The organism is Shimia sp. CNT1-13L.2, from assembly GCF_024331145.1.
Classification (GTDB): domain Bacteria; phylum Pseudomonadota; class Alphaproteobacteria; order Rhodobacterales; family Rhodobacteraceae; genus Shimia.
In genome coordinates, this window is the sequence record NZ_JANDJO010000001.1 from 39886 (window position 1) to 62827 (window position 22942).

At 62.2% G+C, this 22942-nt stretch carries 17 protein-coding genes; 13 read left to right on the forward strand and 4 right to left on the reverse strand.

Annotated features, from left to right (window positions below; genetic code table 11):
• Nucleotides 1-3: 3 nt before the first annotated feature.
• Nucleotides 4-1917, reverse strand: coding sequence for an AsmA family protein (locus NNA36_RS00200; RefSeq protein WP_255103124.1), 1914 nt, complete (start codon nt 1915-1917; stop codon nt 4-6).
• A gap of 296 nt (nt 1918-2213) precedes the next feature.
• On the opposite strand from NNA36_RS00200, the gene speA reads away from it, so the two are divergent.
• The 5 genes from speA (at nt 2214) to NNA36_RS00225 (ending at nt 8598) form a co-directional block, all read left to right on the forward strand.
• Nucleotides 2214-4103, forward strand: a complete 1890-nt coding sequence (gene speA / locus NNA36_RS00205; RefSeq protein WP_255103125.1) for a biosynthetic arginine decarboxylase — start codon at nt 2214-2216, stop codon at nt 4101-4103.
• 24 nt (nt 4104-4127) lie between these two features.
• Nucleotides 4128-5339 carry a saccharopine dehydrogenase family protein gene (locus NNA36_RS00210; protein WP_255103127.1) on the forward strand — a complete coding sequence of 404 codons (1212 nt, stop codon included), beginning with the start codon at nt 4128-4130 and terminating at the stop codon, nt 5337-5339.
• Nucleotides 5340-5435: 96 nt separating this feature from the next.
• On the forward strand, nt 5436-6605 hold the full coding sequence (gene nspC / locus NNA36_RS00215) for a carboxynorspermidine decarboxylase (protein ID WP_255103131.1): 1170 nt from the start codon (nt 5436-5438) through the stop codon (nt 6603-6605).
• Complete coding sequence (speB, locus tag NNA36_RS00220) at nt 6602-7447, forward strand: agmatinase (RefSeq protein WP_255103133.1); 846 nt, start codon at nt 6602-6604, stop codon at nt 7445-7447. The genes nspC and speB overlap by 4 nt, the downstream gene beginning before the upstream one ends.
• A 77-nt stretch (nt 7448-7524) precedes the next feature.
• Nucleotides 7525-8598: an AbrB family transcriptional regulator gene (locus NNA36_RS00225; RefSeq protein ID WP_255103135.1), complete on the forward strand. Its 1074-nt coding sequence runs from the start codon at nt 7525-7527 to the stop codon at nt 8596-8598.
• 276 nt (nt 8599-8874) lie between these two features.
• On the opposite strand, the gene NNA36_RS00230 is transcribed toward NNA36_RS00225, so the two are convergent.
• Nucleotides 8875-11115, reverse strand: a complete 2241-nt coding sequence (locus tag NNA36_RS00230) for a xanthine dehydrogenase family protein molybdopterin-binding subunit (RefSeq protein WP_255103137.1) — start codon at nt 11113-11115, stop codon at nt 8875-8877.
• Between the two features lie 3 nt (nt 11116-11118).
• Entirely contained in the window at nt 11119-11577 is a 459-nt protein-coding gene (locus NNA36_RS00235; RefSeq protein WP_255103140.1) for a (2Fe-2S)-binding protein, read from the reverse strand.
• A 178-nt stretch (nt 11578-11755) separates the two neighbouring features.
• Between NNA36_RS00235 and NNA36_RS00240 the strand changes: the two genes are divergently transcribed.
• The 8 genes from NNA36_RS00240 to NNA36_RS00275 all read left to right on the forward strand — a co-directional run bounded on the left by NNA36_RS00240 (nt 11756) and on the right by NNA36_RS00275 (nt 20583).
• Nucleotides 11756-12754, forward strand: a complete 999-nt coding sequence (locus NNA36_RS00240; protein WP_255103142.1) for an AraC family transcriptional regulator — start codon at nt 11756-11758, stop codon at nt 12752-12754.
• A gap of 101 nt (nt 12755-12855) precedes the next feature.
• Nucleotides 12856-13677: an SDR family oxidoreductase gene (locus tag NNA36_RS00245; protein WP_255103144.1), complete on the forward strand. Its 822-nt coding sequence runs from the start codon at nt 12856-12858 to the stop codon at nt 13675-13677.
• A gap of 12 nt (nt 13678-13689) precedes the next feature.
• A complete protein-coding gene (locus NNA36_RS00250; RefSeq protein ID WP_255103145.1) occupies nt 13690-14745 on the forward strand; it encodes an NAD-dependent epimerase/dehydratase family protein in 1056 nt (351 codons plus the stop codon).
• 151 nt (nt 14746-14896) lie between these two features.
• Entirely contained in the window at nt 14897-17350 is a 2454-nt protein-coding gene (locus NNA36_RS00255) for a heavy metal translocating P-type ATPase (RefSeq protein ID WP_255103147.1), read from the forward strand.
• A complete protein-coding gene (cueR, locus tag NNA36_RS00260; RefSeq protein ID WP_255103150.1) occupies nt 17347-17751 on the forward strand; it encodes a Cu(I)-responsive transcriptional regulator in 405 nt (134 codons plus the stop codon). Before NNA36_RS00255 ends, cueR begins: the two co-directional genes overlap by 4 nt.
• Nucleotides 17752-17821: 70 nt before the next feature.
• A complete protein-coding gene (locus NNA36_RS00265; protein ID WP_255103152.1) occupies nt 17822-19216 on the forward strand; it encodes a deoxyribodipyrimidine photo-lyase in 1395 nt (464 codons plus the stop codon).
• Nucleotides 19217-19358: 142 nt separating this feature from the next.
• The gene (gene gap / locus NNA36_RS00270) at nt 19359-20357 is read left to right on the forward strand and encodes a type I glyceraldehyde-3-phosphate dehydrogenase (protein ID WP_255103153.1); all 999 of its coding nucleotides are present in this window, start codon (nt 19359-19361) and stop codon (nt 20355-20357) included.
• Nucleotides 20358-20439: 82 nt separating this feature from the next.
• On the forward strand, nt 20440-20583 hold the full coding sequence (locus NNA36_RS00275; RefSeq protein WP_255103155.1) for a hypothetical protein: 144 nt from the start codon (nt 20440-20442) through the stop codon (nt 20581-20583).
• On the opposite strand, the gene NNA36_RS00280 is transcribed toward NNA36_RS00275, so the two are convergent.
• Nucleotides 20580-22862, reverse strand: coding sequence for a glycosyl hydrolase family 28-related protein (locus NNA36_RS00280; RefSeq protein ID WP_255103158.1), 2283 nt, complete (start codon nt 22860-22862; stop codon nt 20580-20582). The genes NNA36_RS00275 and NNA36_RS00280 overlap by 4 nt on opposite strands.
• Nucleotides 22863-22942 lie beyond the last annotated feature (80 nt).

A 22942-nucleotide genomic window follows, 5' to 3' on the forward strand; every position in this document is an offset into this window, starting at 1 on the left:
TCATCAGTTCCCGCCCAGCAAATTCTTGAGCTTGTCGACCGCCTTGTCCTCAAGCTTCTGCTTGAGCGCATCCTCGACCGATTGCTCTTCGCCTGACTGCACCCCAAGCTTTTCTTCCAGCTTCTGTTTCACCTCCGACTTGGCCTTGTCCGTCACCTTGTCGATCTCGAGGTCGACATCCCGTCCCAGCGCCTTGTCGAGACGCGGAATGAACTGCGGGTTGTCCCAGCTGCCCTTGATCTCCACCGGCACCGCCAGCCCGTCGTCGGTCTCGCTGCGCAGCTGGGGTGTGAACAAATAGTCGATATTGCGCAGCCCGATGCCCACGGTGCCTGCGCCCTTTGCAATCACGCTGGGCAGCGACAACAACAGGTCGTCATTGCTCAGGATGCCTTTCTTGATCACGAAAGACCCGCTCAGGGCGTCAAACACCGTGGTGCCGCCCCCCGGTTGGCCGCGCAGCAGGCGGTCCAGATCAATGCCGGAAATCTTGCCCTGCCCAACGTCCACAGATCCGCTGCCATCAAGCGAGTTCATAAGCGCATGCATCGACTTACCTGACGCCAGAACCGAAATATCGGCCTTGCCCTTGCCCGACAGCCGCGTCACCCCCGCCGTTTCCGACAGCAGCTTCTGCAATTCGAGACCGGCAATCGACACATCCGCCCGCGCCGAGAAACCCTTGCGGTTGTTGGCAACCACCTTGCCCGACGCCACACCGTCATAGATATGCGCCTCGCGCAGGGTCACCACCGCCCGCGAATTCTTGATCGCCACAATAGCCCGCGTCTTGCCAAGCTTGGCACTGCCCAGATCAATACTCTCTGCCGAAAGCCCGATCTCGCCGTCGATCAGCCCCAGCGCGCTCGCATCAATCGGGTCTTTCGACCATCTCGCCGCGCTTGGGGCGCTCTCGCCCCCGCTGCCCATCAGCGGCACAAGGTTAAGGCCTCCCGCCGAAAACTGCGCATTCACCACGGGGCGCGGCCCGCTGGTAAAGACATCTGCCTGCGCCGTCAGGCTGTTGCCAAAGGCCGTGATGCTGCCGTTGCGCAACGAGAACTGCCCCTCCTTGGTCAGGGTAATCTCGCCCTTGACCGCAGCCGGCCCCGCCACGCCCGAAGGCGCACGGCCCAGCGCCGTCATGAGCGCATCCGGATCGGGCACATTGGCGTCCAGCATCCCCGCCACCTGCGGATCAAGAGCTGCACGCCCATCGAAATCAACACTTGCCCCGGCGGCGCGCACCTTGGCCTGAACATTTGTGACTGCGCCGCCAAGCAATCCCTCAAGGTCACTTACCACCGCATTCAGGCTCACTTCGTCGCCTGCGGGGCGCAGGGTCAGGTCCACCTCGGCCGGTTTGCCCTTGCCGAGCCAGCGCAGCGCCGCATCCACGTCGGAAATCTCGAAACTCTCGCCGCCATGATCCACATACCGCAGTTTCGCATCACGGATGTTCAGGCTCTCCAGAACAAGCCCGCCAAGGCCGCTCTCTCCACTGGCCGAGGTTTCGGTTGCGGCATCGCTTTCAGGAAACAGCTCCCAGTTGGCCCGCCCGTCCTTGGCCACTTCCAAAAGGACTTCGGGCCGTACCGCTTCGATCTTGGTGATCCGGATATCACCGCCAATCAGGCTCATCGCGTCCACACCGATCGCGGCGCTTTCGGCCCTGAACATCGGCCCGGCATCCGACCAGTCCGCGTTGCCAAGGGTCACCGCCCCCGTGCTCACACCCAGCACCGGATACCAGCTCAACCCGACCTTGCCATCAAAGCTCAACTCGCGCCCGGTCTGCGCCTTGACCTGATCTGCCGCGATCTTGGCAATCTTTTCACCCGGCAGCAGCACCACAAGCGCAACCAGCCCCAGAACGACCACAACAACAACCATCAGCAGAATTCGGATCAAACGCATGACACACCTCAAGAAAACTTTGTTCAAAGCCTACGCCGCCACCCAATTTGCCGCAACACTCGGAACGTGTCATCTTGGGGCCATGTCTTCAAAACGTCTTGATCGCCGCCGCCCGCCCTTCGGGTTTTTTCCCCAAAGCCCACCGCCGTGATACCGTCGCAATACCGACGCAAAACATACGCGGCTTTTCGGAACCAAAAAATGTGTCCAGGCCCAAATAATGCTTGGACGAATCACGCAACGGCCCTAAAGGGCGGCTCTCAAACTTCCGGCTCCAATCTCGCGGGGACACCTGATTGAAACAAGCTCACGGCGCACCGTATCTCGACTATGGTATTGATAAATGGGGCAAAGGCCTCATCACCGTTACGCCGGAGGGCGACATAGGTCTCCTCAACCCGCTGCAACCCGAGAACCCGCCGGTTCCCCTGCCAGCGATCCTGTCCGATCTCGACGAACGCGGCGTGCACGTCCCGATGATCCTGCGCGTCAGCTCGTTCCTCGAAAACGAGATCCGCAACATCAACCTAAGCTTCCGCGACGCGATCCAGCGCACCGGCTACAAGGGTTGTTACCGCGGCGTTTTCCCGATCAAGGTGAACCAGCAGGCACAGGTCATCGACCGGATTGTCGAGTTCGGACAAGAGTTTAGCTATGGTCTCGAGGCCGGATCGAAACCGGAACTTGTCATCGCGCTGGCGCATCGCCTGGCCAAGGACGCGCTGATCGTCTGCAACGGCATCAAGGATGCCGAGTTCATCCGCCTCGCCATCCTGTCCCGCCGCATCGGCTTCAACACCGTGATCGTGCTGGAAAGCCCGAAAGAGGCCGACACCGTCATCGAGGTATTCAAGGAACTCGGCGTCGAACCGATGCTAGGCGTGCGCGTCAAGCTGACCAACCAGATCAGCGGCAAATGGGAAGAAAGCTCGGGCGACCGTTCGGCTTTCGGCATGAACACCGATCAACTGGTCTCGGTGGTCGACAAGCTGCGCGATGCGGGCCTGCTACATTGCCTCAAGCTGCAACACTCCCACCTCGGCAGCCAGGTGCCCGACGTGAACGACATCCGTCGCGCTGTCGGCGAAGCCTGCCGCTACTACACCGAACTCACCAACGAAGGCGTCCCCCTCACCCACCTCGATCTCGGCGGCGGCATGGGCGTCGACTACACCGGCGAAAAGAAGGCTGCAGAAAACTCGATCAACTATTCGGTCGCCGAGTATTGCGCCAACGTCGTGGAAACCGTTCTCTACGCGATGGACGAAGCCGGCGTTGACCACCCGACCCTTGTTACCGAAAGCGGCCGCGCCGTGTCGGCGACCTCGTCAATCCTGATCTTCAACGTTCTGGAAACCACCCTCTACGACGCCCCCGCCGCACCGCAGATCGAAGAAGACGACCACCACCTGCTAGTCGATCTGGCCGCCGTCAACGGCTACCTTTCTGCCGAACGCCTCCAGGAATGCTGGAACGACGCCAGCTTCTATCGCAACGAACTGCGCGCCCTGTTCCGTCGCGGCTATATCGACCTGCGCCAGATGGCCCGCGCCGAACGTGTCTACCTGCACCTGATGGCCCGCATCAAAACCCTTGTGGCCGACATCGAAGACGCCTCGGACATCGACGAACAGCTCGAGAAAGTGGCCGACATCTACCACTGCAATTTCTCGCTCTTCCAGTCGCTGCCGGATTCATGGGCCATCGACCAGCTGCACCCGATCGTGCCGCTGCAAATGCTGAACGAACCCACCGACCGGCGCGCGGTGCTCTCTGACATCACCTGTGACAGCGACGGCAAGGTGGATCGCTTCATCCTTGCCGATGGCGTCTCGCCCTCGCTGCCGGTGCATTCCCTGCCCGAGGACAACCCCTATTACCTCGGCGTCTTCTTCATCGGCGCCTATCAGGAAACCCTCGGCGATCTGCACAACCTGTTCGGCGACACCAACGCCGTCACCATCGACCTGCGGGCCGACGGCGGCTTTGACCTGCTGCACGAACAGGAAGGCGACACCATCTCGCAGGTGCTGTCTTATGTGGAATACGATCCCAACGACTGCGTCGCCGCCTTCCGCAAACTGGTCGACGGCGCGATTTCGGCCGGTATGCTGAAATCCTCGGAACGCAAACAGATCATGGCCGCTTACCGCGATAGCATTAACGGCTATACTTACTACGAATAACCCTCAGCCTCAGGAGATTAGCGCATGGGTAAGACTCTGGTTGTCGGCGCAGGTGGCGTGTCCCACGCAGCCGTGCACAAGATGGCGATGAACTCGGATATCTTTACCGAGATCACCTTGGCGAGCCGCACGAAATCGAAATGTGACGCCATCGCCGCAAGCGTCAAGGAACGCACCGGCGTCGAGATCAAGACCGCCGCGCTGGACGCCTACAAGGTGGCCGATACCGTCGCGCTGATCAAGGAAACCGGTGCCGAGATCCTCGTCAACCTGGCCCTGCCCTACCAGGATCTGGTGCTGATGGATGCCTGCCTCGAGGCGGGCTGCCACTATCTCGACACCGCGAACTATGAACCCGAAGACGTGGCCAAGTTCGAATACCACTGGCAATGGGCCTATCAGGACAAATTCAAAGAGGCCGGCCTGACCGCCATCCTCGGTTCCGGCTTCGATCCGGGCGTGACCAGCGTTTTCGCGACCTGGCTGAAAAAGCACAAGCTCGACACCATCCGCCAGATCGACGTTCTGGACGCCAATGGCGGCTCGAACGATCAGGAATTCGCCACCAACTTCAACCCCGAGATCAACCTGCGCGAAGTTCTTGCCGAGGTGCGTCACTGGGAAGGCGGCGAGTGGAAAACCAGCCCCGCCATGACCACCAAGGTCGAGTTCGACTTTCCCGCCATCGGGCCCAAGAATATGTACCTGATGTATCACGAGGAACTGGAATCGCTCTCGACCCACTTCCCCGAGATCGAACGCGCCCGGTTCTGGATGACCTTCGGTGACGCCTACATCATGCACGCCAAGGTGCTCGAAAACGTTGGCATGACCCGCATCGATCCGGTGATGCACGACGGTCAGGAAATCATCCCGATCCAGTTCCTGAAAACCCTGCTGCCCGATCCCGGCGACCTTGGCGCGGAAACCAAGGGCAAGGCCTGCATCGGCGACATCGCCACCGGCCAGGCCAAGGACGGCTCGGGTGAAAAGACCTATTACATCTACAACATCTGCGACCACGAGGAATGCTATGCCGAGGTCGGCTCGCAGGCCGTGTCCTACACCACCGGCGTGCCCGCGATGATCGGTGCGGCGCAGGTGCTGAAGGGCAACTGGGTCGAGCCCGGTGTCTGGAACATGGAACAGCTTGATCCCGACAACTTCATGGACATGCTGAACGACCACGGCCTGCCCTGGCAGGTCCACGAACTCGACGGTCCGGTCGACTTCTAAACGCCCAAGCCGCTTGCAAGCGGCTTGACGCGATTTCGAAATCGCGTGGAAAGGCTTTTGCAAAAGCCTTTCCACCAACCCCCAGAGGCCTTTCCCATGTCCGACATGATGACCACGCAGGCCGGTGATGCCGGTGCCTTCCGCGACTTCGATCTCTCCCGCGTGCCCACGCCCTGTTTCGTGGTCGACGAAAAGGCCATCGAGCGCAACCTGACCATCCTCAGGGATGTCGCCGACCAATCCGGCGCCCATGTGCTCTCGGCGCTCAAGGCCTTCTCCATGTTCTCACTGGCCCCGCTGGTGCGCCAATACCTCGGCGGCACCTGTGCGTCGGGCATCTTCGAGGCCCGTCTCGGCCGCGAGGAATACGGCGGCGAGGTCGCAACCTTCTGTGCCGGCTACAAGGATCAGGACATCGACGAAATCCTCTCCCTGTCCGACCACATCATCTTCAACAGCCCCGCCCAGAAAGACCGCTTCCTGGATAAGGCCCAGGCCGCAGGCGTTCAGGTGGGCTTGCGCATCAACCCCGAACATTCCGAGGGCGAGATTCCCAAATACGACCCCTGCGCCCCCTGTTCGCGTCTTGGCACCCCGATCAGCCAGTTGAGTGCCGAGGTCATGCAGGGCGTCGACGGTCTTCACATGCACACCCTGTGCGAACAGGGGGTAGAGCCGCTGATGCGCACGTGGTCGGCCGTGGAGTTCAAGCTCCAGCCCTATATCGACGATCTCAAGTGGATCAACTTCGGCGGCGGCCATCACATCACCCGCGCCGACTATGACACCGAGGTGCTGATCGCGCTGATCAGGGACATCCGTTCCAAATACGGCCTCGAGGTCTATCTCGAACCGGGCGAGGCCGTGGCGCTTGATGCGGGCATTCTTGTCGGCGAGATCCTCGACCTGCCGCAGAATGGCATGAACCTCGCCATCACCGACATCTCGGCCACCTGCCACATGCCCGACGTGATCGAAGCCCCCTACCGTCCCGCCCTTCTGGACGAGGCCGACATCGGTCACACCTACCGCCTTGGCGGCCCCTCCTGCCTCGCTGGTGACGTGATCGGCGACTACACCTGGGAACAACCGCTGAAGATCGGCCAACGCTTCGCCTTTCTCGATCAGGCGCATTACTCGATGGTCAAGACCAACACCTTCAACGGCGTGCCCCTGCCTACCATCGCGCTCTGGAACAGCGAGACCGACGAGCTCAATCTCATCAGGCAGTTCGGTTACGAAGACTTCAAAGAGAGACTCTCATGAGCATTTTCCTCGACAGCGAACTTTCCGATGCAGAACGCAGCGAAGACGCCCGCTTCCGCGTGATCCCGGTGCCGCTCGAACGCACCGTCTCCTATGGCTCGGGCACCAAGGGCGGCCCCGCCGCGATCATCGAGGCCTCGAACGAGCTTGAACGCATCTGCAACGGCAAGGAACCCTGCGCCAGCGGCATCTTCACCGAAGCGCCGCTTGATTGCGATGGCCCGATGCCAGACGTCATGGAACGCCTTGCCCAGCGCACCGGCGCTGCGGTGAATGACGGAAAACTGCCTGTCACGCTGGGCGGGGAACATTCGCTGTCCTACGGGGCCGTGATGGGGGTGGCCCGCGCCCTTGGCAAGCCTGTGGGCCTTGTCCAGATCGACGCCCACGCCGACCTGCGCGTGGCCTATCAGGGCAACAAACACAGCCACGCCAGCGTCATGCACCTCCTTGCCGAGGAAGGCATCCGGCTGGCGCAATTCGGGGTACGCGCCCTGTGCCAGCAGGAAGTCGACAGCCGTACCGCCAACGATGTCTTCTTCAAGGATGCAGAGGAACTGGTCACCGGCAACATCCACGCCGTCGACCTGCCCGAGGATTTCCCGGAACTGGTCTACGTCAGCTTTGATGTCGACGGCCTTGACCCGAGCCAGATGCCCGCCACCGGCACACCGGTTCCCGGTGGTCTCGGCTACTATCAGGCGCTGCAGCTGGTGGAACACACCCTCAAGGGCCGCACCTGTGTCGGACTTGACGTGGTCGAACTGGCCCCGGACGGCAACGCCGCATGGGACTTCACCGCAGCCCAGATCGTCTATCGCCTGATGGCGGCCTGTACCTGATCGCCCTCCAGCGACCGGAAACTTGTTAACAAGTTAGCCGCGTGTTAACTGAGAGACCTCTCCTCAGAGGTCTTTTCATGTTTTCAGACCTGCGCGCACTCGTCCCCAAGCTTCCTGGCCTGCTCTTGCTGCTGCTTCTGGGCCTCGCCGGCGCACTTTCGGCCCGTACTCTCGGCCTGCCCATTCCCTTTCTGCTGGGCAGCCTGGTGTTCGTTGCAACCTATGCCATCGTGACCTTTGCCCGCACCGGCACCCGACCGTGGTACCCCAAGCCCCTGCGCACCACCTTCATTGCCGTCATCGGCGTGCTGATCGGTTCGACATTCAAGGCCGACATGGCGGGCGAACTGCCCCGCATCTGGATCACGATCCTCGCGATGGTGCCCTTTGTCTTTGCCGCCCACGCGATCGGCTATGGCATCTTTCGCCATATCGGCCGCTATGACCCCGTCACGGCAACCTATGCCGCAATGCCCGGCGGGTTGATCGAAGCGGTCTCTCTCGGCGAGAAAGCTGGCGGCGATGTCGAGACCCTCAGCATTCAGCACTTCCTGCGCATCGTGATCGTCGTTGTGACCATCCCGACCCTGTTCTACCTCTGGACCGGCGAAACGGTCGGCAGCGCGGCTGGCCAGCACCTCAACGCTTCCCCCGTCGAAGTGACCGATTGGCTTCTTATCGCCACCCTAGCCCTCATCGGCGGTGTCGTCGGGATCAAACTGCGCCTGCCGGCAGGCCACATGATCGGCCCCCTCGCTCTCACCGCGACCCTACAGGCCACCGGTGTTGTGGACATTTCCGGACCGGCGATCCTGCTGAACGGTGCCCAACTGATTGTTGGCGTCGGCCTTGGTGCCACCTTCGCCCGCACCACCCTGCGCCACCTGCTTTCCTGCCTCAGCCTTGGCATTCTCGTGGTCGCCGTTCTGCTCGGGCTCGGTTTCGGGATCGCAACGCTGCTCGCCCCCTTCTCACCGATGCCCTTCGAGGCTGTTCTCATCAGCTTTGCACCCGGCGGCGTCACCGAAATGGGCCTGATCGCCCTGAGCCTCGGCGTCAGCCCGGTGCTGGTTGCCGCGCATCACCTGTTCCGGATTTCCTTCACGGTCACGGTCATCTCGATCCTCGCCCGACGCGCGACATCGCGTTAAGGCGCCCCGCGACACGGCACCTCTCATTCAACGAGCACGGGCCAAAGGCCCGGGCCGCGCCCGACCCTCCCCCCGGGAGGGCGCATTCTCACCGCGGCACGACCCCTTGCCCAGATCGTCGGTTTCACTGTCGCAGAAAACGCGACCGTTCATGCGCCCACCCAGTGTCGGGCGCGGCCCTTCACTAGCAGAGAGAGCAAACTTCCATTTCTGTCATCGCAACTGAAAAGGCAGGGCCCAAGACCCTGCCTTTCCAAATGTCAGTTCCGTCGCGCCTTAGACGAAATCAATATGCTTGCTGAACGGCATTTCGCGAATCCGCTGCCCAGTTGCAGCAAAGATCGCATTGGCCAGCGCGGGCGCTGCCGGCGGCACCGGAGGTTCGCCGATGCCCCGCACCTTGTCACCGTTCTCAAGGCCGCGCACGAAGATCTCGGGACACTGGCGCAGACGCATACCTTCCGCATCCCAATAGTTCGCCTGCTCGGCCATACCATCGGCATAGGTGATCTCGCTGTTGATCGCGTGACCAAGGGCAAAGACAACGCCCCCCTGCACAAGGTTTTCAAAGTTCACCGGGTCCACGACAGTGCCCACATCGGCCGCAACCCAGACCTTGTCGATCTTGATCCCGGCATCCGTGTTCGTCACCTCGATCACCTCGGCAGTCGGCACCCCGAAACTCTCGACAAAGGCCACGCCGCGCCCCTTGTTCGGGCCCAGTTCACCGCCCCATGACGACATCTCGGCCACCGCCTCAAGCACCTTGCGGCTCGCGTCATGCCCGATCAGGCGCAGACGCTCTTCCATCGGATCGGCCCCCGCCTCGTGGATCAACTCATCCAGGAAGCTGTCAAAGAAGAACCCGTTGGCCGAGGCCCCGACCGACCGCCATGACGACACCGGCGCAAGGCCCGGCACGCGATAGCCGCGCATCCGGTAGTTCGGCAGGTCATAGGGATTGTTCCACGAGCCTGCGACGATCTGGCTATCCGGCCCCGGCACCGGGATCTTCGCCCGGCCCATCTGGGACTCCACGACCGATGGCATCGCCACCTGAAGGTCGATGGCCTCGACCTTGCCGTCCTTCACGACACCGGCAGCACGCGCCATGCCAATGTGGCGCGGGAAGTCATGGGCAAAATCCTCTTCCCGGCTGTAGGTCAGCTTGACCGGCGTGCCGCGCATCTGGTTGGCAATTTCCGCCGCCTGCTTAATGTGTTCGAACTCAAGACGATGACCAAAGCTGCCGCCCATGAACTGGTTGTGCAGCGTGACCTGCTCTTGCTCATGGCCGGTGATCTCGGCCACCAGAACCTGCAACTGGCGCGGAATCTGGTGCCCGGTCCAGACCGTGACCCCGCCCTCTTCGACAAGAACCGTTGCGTTCAACGGCTCAAGCGGCGCATGGGCCACATAGGGCGCACGGTATTCCGCCGCAAAGGCACCACCGGCCGCAACCGCCGCCGCGGCATCGCCATCGTCACGCCACTGCTTGTCCAGCTTGTCTTCGGTGAACGACGCTGCGATGGCCTCCCAGTGCTGATCCTGCTCTGCCGGATAGGGCGCCTCTCCCCAGTCAAAATCGATGGCTTCCGCCGCCTGGATCGCACGCCAGGTGTTGTCGGCGATCACCGCAACGCCGCCCGTGATCTCGACAATCCCCTTCACACCGCGCATCTCCTTCGCGGCGCTTGCGTCATAGCCGTTCAAGGCCCCGCCCTGACGCGGGTTCACCTTGACTGTCGCGTGCACGGCCCCCGGCACCTCGACATCGATGCCATAGGTCTGGGTGCCGGTCGATTTGGCGATGATGTCAAGACGCTGCATCGGTTTGCCGATCAGGCGCCACGCGCTCGGATCACGCAATGTCACGTCCGTCACCGGCTCGAGACCCGCGGCAATCGGCGCCAGTTCCTGGTAACTCAGCTTCGTGCCATCCGGCAGGATCACATGACCCGCCTCGGTCTTGAGCGCGGTCGTATTGATCCCGCTTTTCTGAGCCGCAGCCGCCTTGAGCGTCTCCCGTGCGATGGCCCCTGCCTCGCGCAACTTGTCGAAACTGTCGGGCATTGCGGTCGACCCACCGGTGATCTGCATCCCGAGAAGCTTGGTCAAGCCGCCCATGACGCCGCGCATCGTCTCGGCGGTAAAACTCTCGTCCGTGGACATGAAGGGCACGCCTTCGTCCGCCAAAGCGCGGTTCCAATAGGCCGCCGCCGGCTTGCCAAAGCTCACATCGAACTGGCCGAACTCGAGGTCCATTTCCTCCGCGATCAGGGCCGCCTGCGAATGTGCAACCCCCTGCCCCTTGTCGCCGTGCGGCCCGATCAGCGTGATCTTGTCGCCTTCGATGATGACCCACGGATTGAAGGTCGCCGCCCCTTGGGCAAGACCATCTTCCAGCGGATTCGCAGAGGGTGAGCGCACCTTGTAGACACCAAAGGCCACGCCTCCAAGAACAGCAGCCGACCCGATAAGGAATGTACGACGGGCAATTTTTCCAACGCTAGCCATGATTTACGCCCCCTGCACCTTGGTTGCCGCCAGCTTCACCGCCGCGCGGATACGCGGATAGGTGCCGCACCGGCAGAGGTTACCCGACATTGCCTCGTCGATCTCGTCGTCCGACGGGGTGGGGTTGTCGCTCAGCAACGAAGCCGCCTGCATGATCTGTCCCGACTGGCAATAGCCGCACTGCGCGACCTGCGTCTCGATCCAGGCCTCCTGAACCGCGTGCAACGCGTCTGGCTGGCCCAGACCGTTGATGGTGGTCACCTCACCATCCACATCCGCAACCGGGGTCTGGCACGACCGCACCGCCACGCCGTCGATATGCACCGTGCAGGCCCCGCAGGCCGCAACACCGCAGCCATACTTCACACCCTTGATGTTCAGCTCATCCCTGAGCACCCACAGAAGCGGCATATCCTCTTCGACATCCACTTCATGAGTCTTTCCGTCCACAACCAGTTGCACGCGCTGCCTCCTGTTGACCAAATCGCTTGCCTAACAGATTAGCACTAACTCCCGGCATTCAACTTGCGGATCGCGCCAAAATCCTTTCAGATGGTGCCAAACGTCGCGTCACCTCTGGATTGGTGGGATCCCGCGCGCCACTCTGAACCGTGTAAATCAGCCACCGTGCAGGTCCCTCATGAGCCAGAAAAACCTCTACCCCGTCGGTCAGAAATTCAAACAGCTCTGCCAGGTTCTCAAGATTTCCCCCGAACGCGTCCTGCGCCGTGCGGGCTATGCGCCCGACTATCTCGACAACGAAGGCAAGGGCAGCACGGCACGGCAGTTCTTCGATATCTTCGCCGCCATCGAGCAAGAGGCCAAACGCGACGATCTCGCGCTTTTCCTTGGCAAAATGTTCGCCCACGGCCCCTTTGTGCCGCCGGTCTATGCCTTCTCCTGTAGCGCCGACATTGAAAGCGGCGTCAAGCGCATGGCCTTGTTCAAACCCCTCGTCGCCCCCTGCAAACTTGGCGTCGAACGCGACGACGTAAAGGTTTCGCTCACCTTTCAGTCCTCGGATCCAACGGTGGCCATGCCCGCCTGCATGGCGATGTTTGAACTGGTGTATTTCGTGGAATGCTGCCGCTGCTTTACCGCCGAACATATCGTACCGCTCGATATCACCCTGCCCGATGGCGTCACCCTGACGCCCGAGTTGATCGACTTCTTCGGCGTGACCCCCAGCTCCAGCGGCTTGCCCGCCATCCACCTCAGCATCGAAGACGCCACCCGCCCGCTGATCTCGGAAAACCCGGAACTGCTGGCAGGTTTCGTCAAGGATCTGACCCGTCAACTCGAAGAGAAGAACAGCGACACGCCGCTCACAACCCGCCTGCGCAATGCCCTGCTCGAAATGCTTCCAGCTGGCCAGTCTTCGGTCGATTCCGCCTGTGATCGCCTCTGCATGTCGCGCCGCAGTCTTCAGCGCAAACTGCGCGATGAAGGCACCACCTACCAGTCCGTCCTCGACGGCGTGCGCTCGGAACTTTCCCTGCAATACCTGCGCCACGACGACATGAGCGTCGAGGAAATCTCGTATCTTCTGGCCTACCGCGACCCCAACTCCTTCTACCGCGCATTCCAGGGCTGGACCGGCATGACCCCGATGCAGGCACGCGGCATGGCCGCCCACTAATTGGCGCAATTCGCAAGTCATTTGGCACAATCCGTTTTTGAAACGTCACGCCACGCTGCGTATCTCATGGGCAGCGGAACGTGAACCCACAGGAGTTTCCAATGACCCAGACCATTCTCATCACCGGCGCATCCTCTGGCATCGGCAAAACCACCGCCAAGCTGTTTCACGACAAGGGCTGGAACGTCATCGCCACCATGCGCAGCCCCGAACATGAAGACGAGCTGACGCAACTACCCAACACCCTTGTCACCCGGCTTGACGTGACCGACAGCGCGTCAATCGAAGCCGCAGTTACCGAAGGCATCAAGGCATTTGGCAAGATTGACGTCCTGCTCAACAACGCAGGTTACGGCGCATACGGCCCCCTCGAAGCGTTCCCGATGGATCGCATCAAACGCCAGTTCGACACCAACGTCATCGGCCTGATCGAGACCACCAAGGCCGTCCTGCCCCACATGCGCGCCAACGGCTCGGGCACCATCGTCAACATCTCTTCGATCGGCGGCCAGATGACCTTCCCCCTCGGAGCCCTCTACCACGGCACTAAGTTCGCAGTCGAAGGCATCTCCGAAGCCATGCACTTTGAACTCGAAGCCGCCGGCATCAAGACCAAGATCGTTGAGCCGGGTATGATCGCCACGGATTTCGGCGGCCGCTCTTTCGACTTCGTAAACGACGAAGCCATGACCGAATACCAGCCTGTTGTTCAGGCCCTGTTCGGCGCATGGGGCAGCGAAGAAATGGCCGCCCGCGCCTCACAGCCCATCGTGGTAGCCAAGGTCATCTGGGACGCGGTGACGGATGGCACCAATACCCTGCGCTATCGGGCGGGTGCCGACGCGGTTGAACTTCTGGACAACCGCAAGGCCCTCGATGACGCCACCTTTATCGGTGGCCTGAAACAACAGCTTGGCCTCTGAAAGGAACCCGTGATGCAGATCGACACCACCTCCCCCGTCATGGTCACCGGTGCAACCGGCTACGTCGCTGGCTGGATCGTCAAAGGCCTGCTCGACGCGGGTCTCACCGTCCACGCCCCCGTGCGCAACCCTCAAAACCTCGGCAAGGTGCAACACCTATTGAAGATGGCCGAAAACAGCCCCGGCACGCTCAGGCTCTTCAAAGCTGACCTCCTTGACGAAGGCTCCTATGCCGAGGCGATGCAGGGCTGCGCAATCGTCTTCCACACCGCGTCGCCCTTCTCAGTCAACGTGAAAGACCCGCAGACACAGCTGATCGACCCGGCGGTCAAGGGCACCCGCAACGTGCTGGCCGAGGCCTCCCGCACCGACAGCGTGAAACGGGTTGTCCTGACCTCCTCCTGCGCCGCGATCTACACCGATGCCATCGACTGCGCCACCGCCCCGAACGGCACCCTGACCGAGGACATCTGGAACACCACCGCCTCGCTCGAGTACCAGCCCTACTCCTACTCCAAACTGCTGGCCGAAAAGGCCGCCTGGGAGGTCGCCAACGATCAGTCGCAATGGGATCTCGTCGTGGTGAACCCGTCTCTTGTGATCGGCCCGGCCACCAACCAGTCCCCCACCTCCGAGAGTTTCAATATCGTGCGACAGATCGGGGATGGCACCATGAAAGCGGGTGCGCCGCGTGCTGGCATCGGGCTTGTTGACGTGCGCGATCTCGCGCAGGCCCATATCGCCGCCGCTTTCACCCCCGAAGCCGAAGGCCGCCACATCATCTCGGGCCACAACTCGAACCTGCTTGAGATGGGCCTCGCGCTGCAGTCGAAATACGGCGACCTCTATCCGCTGCCGAAAAAGGCCCTGCCCAAATGGCTGGTCTGGCTGGTCGGCCCACTCTCGGGCATCCCGCGCAAGTTCGTCAGCAACAACGTCAACGTCGAATGGCGGGCCGACAATTCCAAGGGCAAACGCACCCTTGGCGTCACCTACCGCCCGCTGCGCGAAAGCATGGAAGACATGTTCACCCAGATGGTCGACAACGGGGTCTTCGACAAGGCTTAACATCCGCAAACCCACTCACGGATGCCAAAGGCGCCACCCGAACCACCGGGCTGGCGCCTTTTTTCAAACATTCCCGCGACAGGAAGCCTTGACCTTCCCACTACTGGAAGCCTTATAACATGGGCAACACCACGACTCGACGGATTGCCCGATGACCACACTGCGTTTTGAAATCAGCGGTATGAACTGCGCCGGATGTGCCGGACGCGCCGAACGCGCGCTTCAGGCCATGCCGGGACAGGCCTCGGCCTCCGTCAACCTCGCCTCGGAAACCGGCCTCGTCGACCTGACCAGCGCTGCCGCCGCCGACATCCGCACCACCCTGCGCAGTGCGGGCTACCCGGCTCGCGAAGACACCATCACCCTCGACATCGCCGACATGAGCTGCGCCTCCTGCGTGGCCCGAGTCGAACAAGCCCTGAACGCCCTGCCCGGCGTTCTCGAGGCGCATGTGAACCTCGCCACGGAAACCGCCCAGATCACCGCCCTGCGCGGTGCCATCCAGCCCCAAGACATCGTGCAGGCCGTGCGCGGCGCGGGCTATACCGCGACACCACGCACAGAGGGGGCCGACACAACCGCCCGCGAAGACGCCGACAAGGTCACCACGGCACGCAACGCCTTCCTCATCGCCGCGCTCCTGACCCTTCCTGTCTTCATCGGCGAAATGGGCGGCCACCTGTTCCCGCCCTTCCATCACTGGATTCACATGACCATCGGCCTCACCACCTCGTGGACAATGCAATTCCTGCTTACCACGCTGGTGCTGCTCTGGCCGGGTCGCGCCTTTTTCACCAAGGGCATCCCGCTATTGCTAAAGCGCACGCCCGACATGAATTCGCTTGTTGCCCTCGGGGCCTCGGCAGCATGGGGCTACTCCACCGTCTCGCTCTTCGCCCCCAGCCTCCTGCCTGCCGCCGCCCGCAACGTCTATTTCGAAGCCGCCGCCGTGATCGTCACCCTGATCCTTCTCGGCCGCTGGCTCGAAGCCCGCGCCAAGGGCCGCACGGGGGCGGCCATCCGGAAACTCGTCGGCCTTCAGGCCAAGTCCGCCCGCGTCGAACGCGACGGCTCCGTCACCGAAGTGCCGGTTGACCAGATCATCCTCGGTGACCTCCTGCACCTACGCCCCGGCGAACGCATCGCGGTGGATGGCACCGTCGAAACCGGCGTATCCTTCATCGACGAAAGCATGATCACCGGCGAACCGATCCCGGTCGAGAAATCCACCGGCGACACCGTGGTGGCCGGTACGGTCAACGGCCAAGGCGCCCTCACGTACCGCGCCACCGGCGTTGGCAGCGACACCATGCTGGCCCGCATCATCGCCATGGTCGAACAGGCACAGGGCGCCAAGCTGCCGGTTCAGGCATTGGCCGACCGTGTCGTGCTGATCTTCGTGCCCGCCGTGATCGCCATCGCCCTGACGGCCCTTGCCGCCTGGCTGGCGTTCGGCCCCGAACCGCGCCTGTCACATGCGCTGGTCGCGGCGGTATCCGTCCTGATCATCGCCTGCCCCTGCGCCATGGGCCTCGCCACCCCGACCTCGATCATGGTGGGCACCGGCCGCGCTGCCGAACTTGGCGTCCTGTTTCGCCGGGGCGAGGCGCTGCAACGCCTCGAAGACGTCTCCGTTGTCGCCTTCGACAAGACCGGCACCCTGACCGAAGGCCGCCCAACCCTGTCGGCGCTGATTGCCACCACCATGCCCGAGGCCGCCCTCCTGCGCCTTGCCGCCGCCGTCGAAAGCCAGTCCGAACACCCGATCGCCCGCGCCATCGAAAGCGCCGCGCTGGAACAGGGGCTCGACCTTCCGCCCGTGAAAGACTTCAACGCCATCGGCGGCTTTGGTGTCCGCGCCTCGGTCGAAGGCCATGACATCCTGATCGGGGCCGACCGCCTGATGACCCGCGAAGGCATCGACATCGCCGCCCTCGCCGATCAGGCCGCATCCCTCGCCAGCAAGGGCCAGACCCCGTTCTACATCGCGCTCGACGGCGAGCTTGCCGGCCTCGTCTCGGTCGCGGATCAGGTCAAACCCTCGGCCCGCGCAGCCATCAACCGCCTGCACGCCATGGGCAAGACCGTCGCCATGATCACCGGCGACAACACCGCCACGGCCAAGGCCATCGCCGCCGATCTCGGCATCGAACATGTCGCCGCGGAAATCCTGCCCGAGGGCAAGGCCGACACCGTCACCGCCCTGCGCGCCGCCCACGGCCCCATCGCCTTTGTCGGCGACGGCATCAACGACGCCCCGGCACTGGCCACCGCGAATGCGGGCATCGCCGTCGGCTCTGGCACCGATGTCGCCATCGAAAGCGCCGACGTGGTGCTCTTGTCCGAAGACGTCTCGGGCGTGGTCAACGCCCTGCATATCTCGCGCCAGACCATGCGCAACATCCGGCAAAACCTGTTCTGGGCCTTTGCCTATAACGTTGCCCTGATCCCTGTCGCCGCTGGCCTGTTCTATCCCCTGCTCGGCTGGCAACTCTCGCCCATGCTCGGCGCTGGCGCCATGGCCCTCAGCTCGGTCTTCGTCCTGTCCAACGCCCTGCGCCTTCGCACGCTTTCTCCCGCCATCGCCAAAGGAGACACCCAATGAACATCGGTGAAATTTCGACCCGCTCGGGCCTGCCCGCCAAAACCATCCGCTACTACGAAGACATCGGCCTGATCCTGCCGGAACGCTCGGAAAACGGCTATCGCCGCTTCAACGAGAACGACCTGCACCGCCTGTCCTTTCTTGGCCGCGCCCGCGCCCTTGGCTTCTCGATTGAGGACTGCCGCACCCTGATGGCCCTCTACAAGGACGAGGCCCGCGCCAGCGCCGACGTGAAACAGGTCGCCACCGAACACCTGACCCGCATCGAAGAAAAGATCGAACAGCTGCAATCCATGCACGACACGCTCTCGCATCTTGTCTCGGAATGCGCCGGCGACAATCGCCCCGACTGTCCGATCCTGAACGATCTCGCCAGCCCGAAAGCCTGCCACAAAGGCTAGGGTCACACCGCACCCCGAATTTCGTCATTTCTCCCTAGACCTGCCCGCCCCAAGCCCTAGCTTGCCCCGCATGACGATTGCGATTCACTGGTTCCGCCGCGACCTGCGGCTCTCGGACAACCCCGCCCTTCTGCGCGCCGCCCAATCCGGCACCGTGCTGCCCGTCTTCATCCTCGAAGACAACCAGCCCCTCGGCGGGGCCAGCCGCGCTTGGCTGCACCGATCCCTTCACGCCTTGAACACCGCGCTGAACGGCACCCTGCGCTGCGTCTCCGGCAACGCCTCGGAAATCCTGCCCCAGCTGATCAATGAGACCGGCGCGACAACCGTCACCTGGACCCGCCGCTATGACGCCACCGGCATCGAAACCGACACGACCCTCAAGGCCGCCCTTTCCGATCAGGGCATCTCGGTCGTTTCCGAAAACGGTGCGCTTCTCTGGGAACCATGGGAAGTCAAAAAAGCCGATGGCACCCCCTACCGCGTCTTCACCCCCTTCTACCGCAAGGGCTGCCTCTCTGCCGCGCCACCACGCCTCCCCTTGCCTGCGCCGGACCTCACCCTCACCGACGCCCCGAACCCCACGCGGATCGACGACCTGAACCTGATCCCGACACCGCGCTGGGATATCGACACCCTCGCCCACTGGTCCCCCGGCGAAGCAGGCGCACAGGCCCGTCTCGACACCTTCCTTCAGGACGGCATCATCAACTACAAGGACGGCCGCAACATCCCGGCCGATCCCAAGGTCTCGCGCCTCTCGCCCCACCTTGCCTTTGGCGAGATTTCCCCGAACACCGTCTGGCACAGCGCCCGCCAATTGCCCGCCTCGCAGGATCGCGACCACTTCCTGTCGGAACTGGGCTGGCGCGAGTTCTCCTATTCGCTCCTGTTCCACAACGGCGACATCGCCACCCGCAATCTCAACGCCAAGTTCGATGCCTTTCCCTGGGCCGAGGCCACCGCCCCCCTTGCGGCATGGCAACAGGGCCAGACCGGCATTCCCATCGTGGATGCCGGTATGCGCGAGCTCTGGCAAACCGGCTACATGCACAACCGGGTGCGCATGATCGTCGCCTCTTTCCTCGTTAAGAACCTGCTGATCCACTGGCATCACGGGCTGCACTGGTTCGACGACACCCTGTTTGACGCCGACCCCGCCAACAACCCGGCCTCGTGGCAATGGGTGGCAGGTTCAGGCGCCGACGCCGCGCCCTATTTCCGCATTTTCAACCCGGTCACCCAAAGCCAGAAGTTCGATCCCGACGGCCGATATATCCGAACCTATGTCCCCGAAATCGCCGCCCTTCCCGACCGCTCACTGCACGCCCCGTGGGAGGCCCCGGCCCTGGTCCTGAAGGCCGCAAACATCACGCTTGGCACCACCTATCCGATGCCGCTTGTCGATCTGAAGGATTCGCGCGCCCGCGCACTCGCCGCTTTCGATGAGACCAAGACCGCGTAACTCCCGATCTTGTTACCGCTAGCTGGTGCCACCACGTCACGTTTATCGCTAACACTGGCCTTAGTGGCCCTGCCCCCCCTTTCCGAAAGGAAACTTCCCGCATATACCGCGCGCAAATTCTGGACAAAGGGATACGTCTATCATGACCGTCACTGTAGGTATCAACGGATTTGGCCGCATCGGCCGCTGCACCCTGATGCACATCGCCGAAAGCGCGCGCGAAGACATCAAGGTTGTCAAGGTAAACGCAACCGGCCCGCTTGAGACCGCTGCCCACCTGATCCGCTACGACTCGGTCCACGGCCGCTTCCGCAACGAAGTGAAAATCGGCGAGAACATGATGGACCTCGGCGCAGGCGAGATGCAGATGTACTCGACCTACGACATGGACGAACTGGACTGGAGCGGCTGCGACATCGTTCTGGAATGCACCGGCAAGTTCAACGACGGTGAGAAAGCCAAAAAGCACCTCGAGCGTGGCGCGAAAAAGGTTCTCCTGTCGGCCCCCGGCAAGAACGTCGACAAGACCATCGTTTTCGGTGTCAACGACGAGATGCTCGAAGCCTCCGACACCATGATCTCGAACGGCTCCTGCACCACCAACTGCCTGGCACCGGTTGCCAAGGTCCTGAACAACGCCTTCGGCATTGAATCGGGCATCATGACCACGATCCACGCCTATACCGGCGACCAGCCGACCCTCGACCGTCGCCACAAGGACCTGTACCGCGCCCGCGCCGCAGCAATGTCGATGATCCCGACCTCGACCGGCGCCGCCAAGGCCCTGGGCGAAGTTCTGCCCGAACTCAAAGGCAAACTCGACGGCTCCGCGGTTCGCGTTCCCACCCCGAACGTGTCCGCTGTTGACCTGACCTTCGTGGCCAAGAAAGACGTCACCGAAGCCGACGTGAACGCCGCAATGGCTGAAGCCTCCGCCGGCGCCATGAAAGGCGTTCTGGGCTACACCGAGGAAAAACTGGTGTCGACCGACTTCAACCACACCGAGGAAAGCTCGATCTTCGCAGCCGACCAGACCAAGGTCATCGGCGGTCGTCTCGTCCGCGTCCTGGCATGGTACGACAACGAATGGGGCTTCTCCTGCCGCATGGCAGACGTCGCCGTGAAGATGGGCAACATGTAAGCCGTCCCATCCGGCACTGAAACTTGCGCCTCCGGACACTCTCGGGCATATCTGCTCGAAAGCATCCGGAGGCGCTTTCATTATGACCAACCCGATCGCCGTGTTCCTGGCTCTCGTGATCTTCGCGGCCCTTGGCTACGATTTGGTCTTTCTGAACGGGCAGGTCTCGCTCTTCCTCGCCCGCAAACTCGCCGACCTGATCGAGTGGCTCGCTTTCTGGCGCTAGTCCATCCGGATCTTGGTCCACACGGTTCCCTTCACCGATTTTTCCCAGTTCAGGTGCACGTCCGACCCGTCGCTGCCTTCTTCCACCGACACATAGGGCATCGTGTATTCGGTCACGTTCGACGTGTTCTTGATCTTGCCCTTCATCACCACCGCCTCGACAGCCCGCGCCCGCCAGCCAAACGGCAGCCGTCCTTCCGTTTCGACAACCCAAGTGCTCGCGTGGCTGTTCTGGTCATGCTCGATCAGCACCGGATTGTGAACCGGGGTGGTGATCGCGTGAAACGAGTTCCCCTCGAACAGCACATGCTTGCCCTTGGTCTTGTCGAGATCGGCAAAGGTCGTGTCCACCTGATCCACCCGGTCCACGGCACCATGCACCGACCGGAACTTGTTCCCCGTCACGGTCAGCCCGCCAAGGTAATGCCCGCTGCCATGCGGCTTGATCACGATGAACCCGGTCCAGGGGGCCACGTCGCCCGACAGGAACACGCTGTCGGTCACGCTTAGCGAGCTGAACGAGAAACCGCCATTGAAGCTCGGCACAGCGCTGTATTCATTGGTCCATTCAATGCTGCAATTGTCGACATAGTTGCCGTCAAACGTCAGGATCGGATGCGACACCGCGATCAAAAGACCCGCCGTGCGCACACCGCCGGTCTCGCCATCGCCCTGGAAAAAGTGGTTGCCGATCACCGTTGCATTGGTCCCGCCGATCACCGCGAAATGGCGGAACTGGCTGGCACGGTTGCTGCGCAGCTTCACATCATTCGAATTGCTGTTGATCGCCACGCTCTGACGGTCCTGCGCCCGCGTGCCGCCCTCCGCCGTGTTGAAATTGCAGTGATCCACCAAAAGCCCCTGGCACCCGCCACCGTGGCTGGTGATCCCGCGATGTGCGGGCCGCGTGAAATGGCAGTTGCGCACATGGAACAAAAGCCCCGAGGGTGCCAGAAGGATGCCACTGGCCTTCGAGTTGCACAGGAACTCGATCCCCTCCACCTCGAAAGACTGAATCTTGTCGAAGCCACTGAAATCCATCACGTATTTGAACCGCGTGAAGGTATAGGTCTGCACCCCTTCGGCATCGAACAGCGGCTGGGACAAGGTAACTTCCTGCGCCGCCTCGTTCTTGGAACGCACATAGATCTCGCGCCCCACCCCGTTGCCCGTGACCAGCGATCCCACCGGAATATTCGCCACGTTCGTCACGTTGCTCAGGGTCTTACTGTTCGACGCGTTGTAAGTCGCCGTCGAGTTCACAACCTCCGGGTCCCACACCGTATCGCCGGTCACATAGAACTGCCCGTTCCGGATCACCCGGCGCTGCGCATATTGCGTGCGATTGGGCACGATGGCCTGCATATCCATCGGCCCGTCGATGGTGATCCGCCGCCCACCAAGATCAAGCGACTCGTGATCGGCATTGTTCAGCAACGACTGGAACGCCTTCTCGAACGCCAGCCGCTCGTTCCCGAAGGCATCGAAATAACTCTGGTAGTCAAAGTTCTTGGTCAGCCCGAACAGCTTGTCCGTCGGCATCGTCACCGTGCCGACAAAGCGCACCGGCGTGGTGAATGTCATGTCCGCATCAAGGAAATACGTCCCCTCCGACACCAGCACCTCGCGCCCGTCCGCGGCATCATTGGCCGCGGCAAAAGCCGCAGAGTCATCGGTTATCCCATCCCCCACGGCCCCGAAATCGCGCACGTCGACCCAATCCATCATGTCCCGCAGATAGGCGCTGGTAATGTCGATAACCTCGAGATCGTCGATACGCACCACGCCGCCAATCGCGCCGGTCAGGTCAAGGCCGACATGGGCATAGACCACGTCATCGCCCCAGACCATGTCCACGCCACCACGCGTGCCGCCACCAATGATCGCGCTCACCTCGACAATATCGCCATAGGTCGTGATCGACACATCCGGACCAACCTCGACAAGGCCGCTCACATGGGCATTGCTGCCATTGCCGGCCCATGCCGCGATCCGCACATCCGGTAGTGCCCCCGAAACGGCCTTCACGCGCGCTTTGACCTGAAGGTAACACCCCGGCAGGATCGGCGTCTGCCCCATATGGCGCAGCTTCTGGGTGGCCTCGGTCTTCACCAGCTCCAGACAGCCGCCAAAGTCCGCATCCGACGGCACCAGCGCTGCATTGACCGCACCGTCATAGGTATCCGATCCCGGCGTGCCATCGCCGCTCGACCAAACACCCAGCCCATCCGCAAACGCAGGCGGCATCAGCAGCACGCCATCGGTAATCGCCTTGTTCATGGTTTCCCTTTCCTTGCCGCCCGCCCACGGGCTCATCACTTTGGAAAGGGAAGTATCAGGCCGGGTTTAACGCCCCCCGA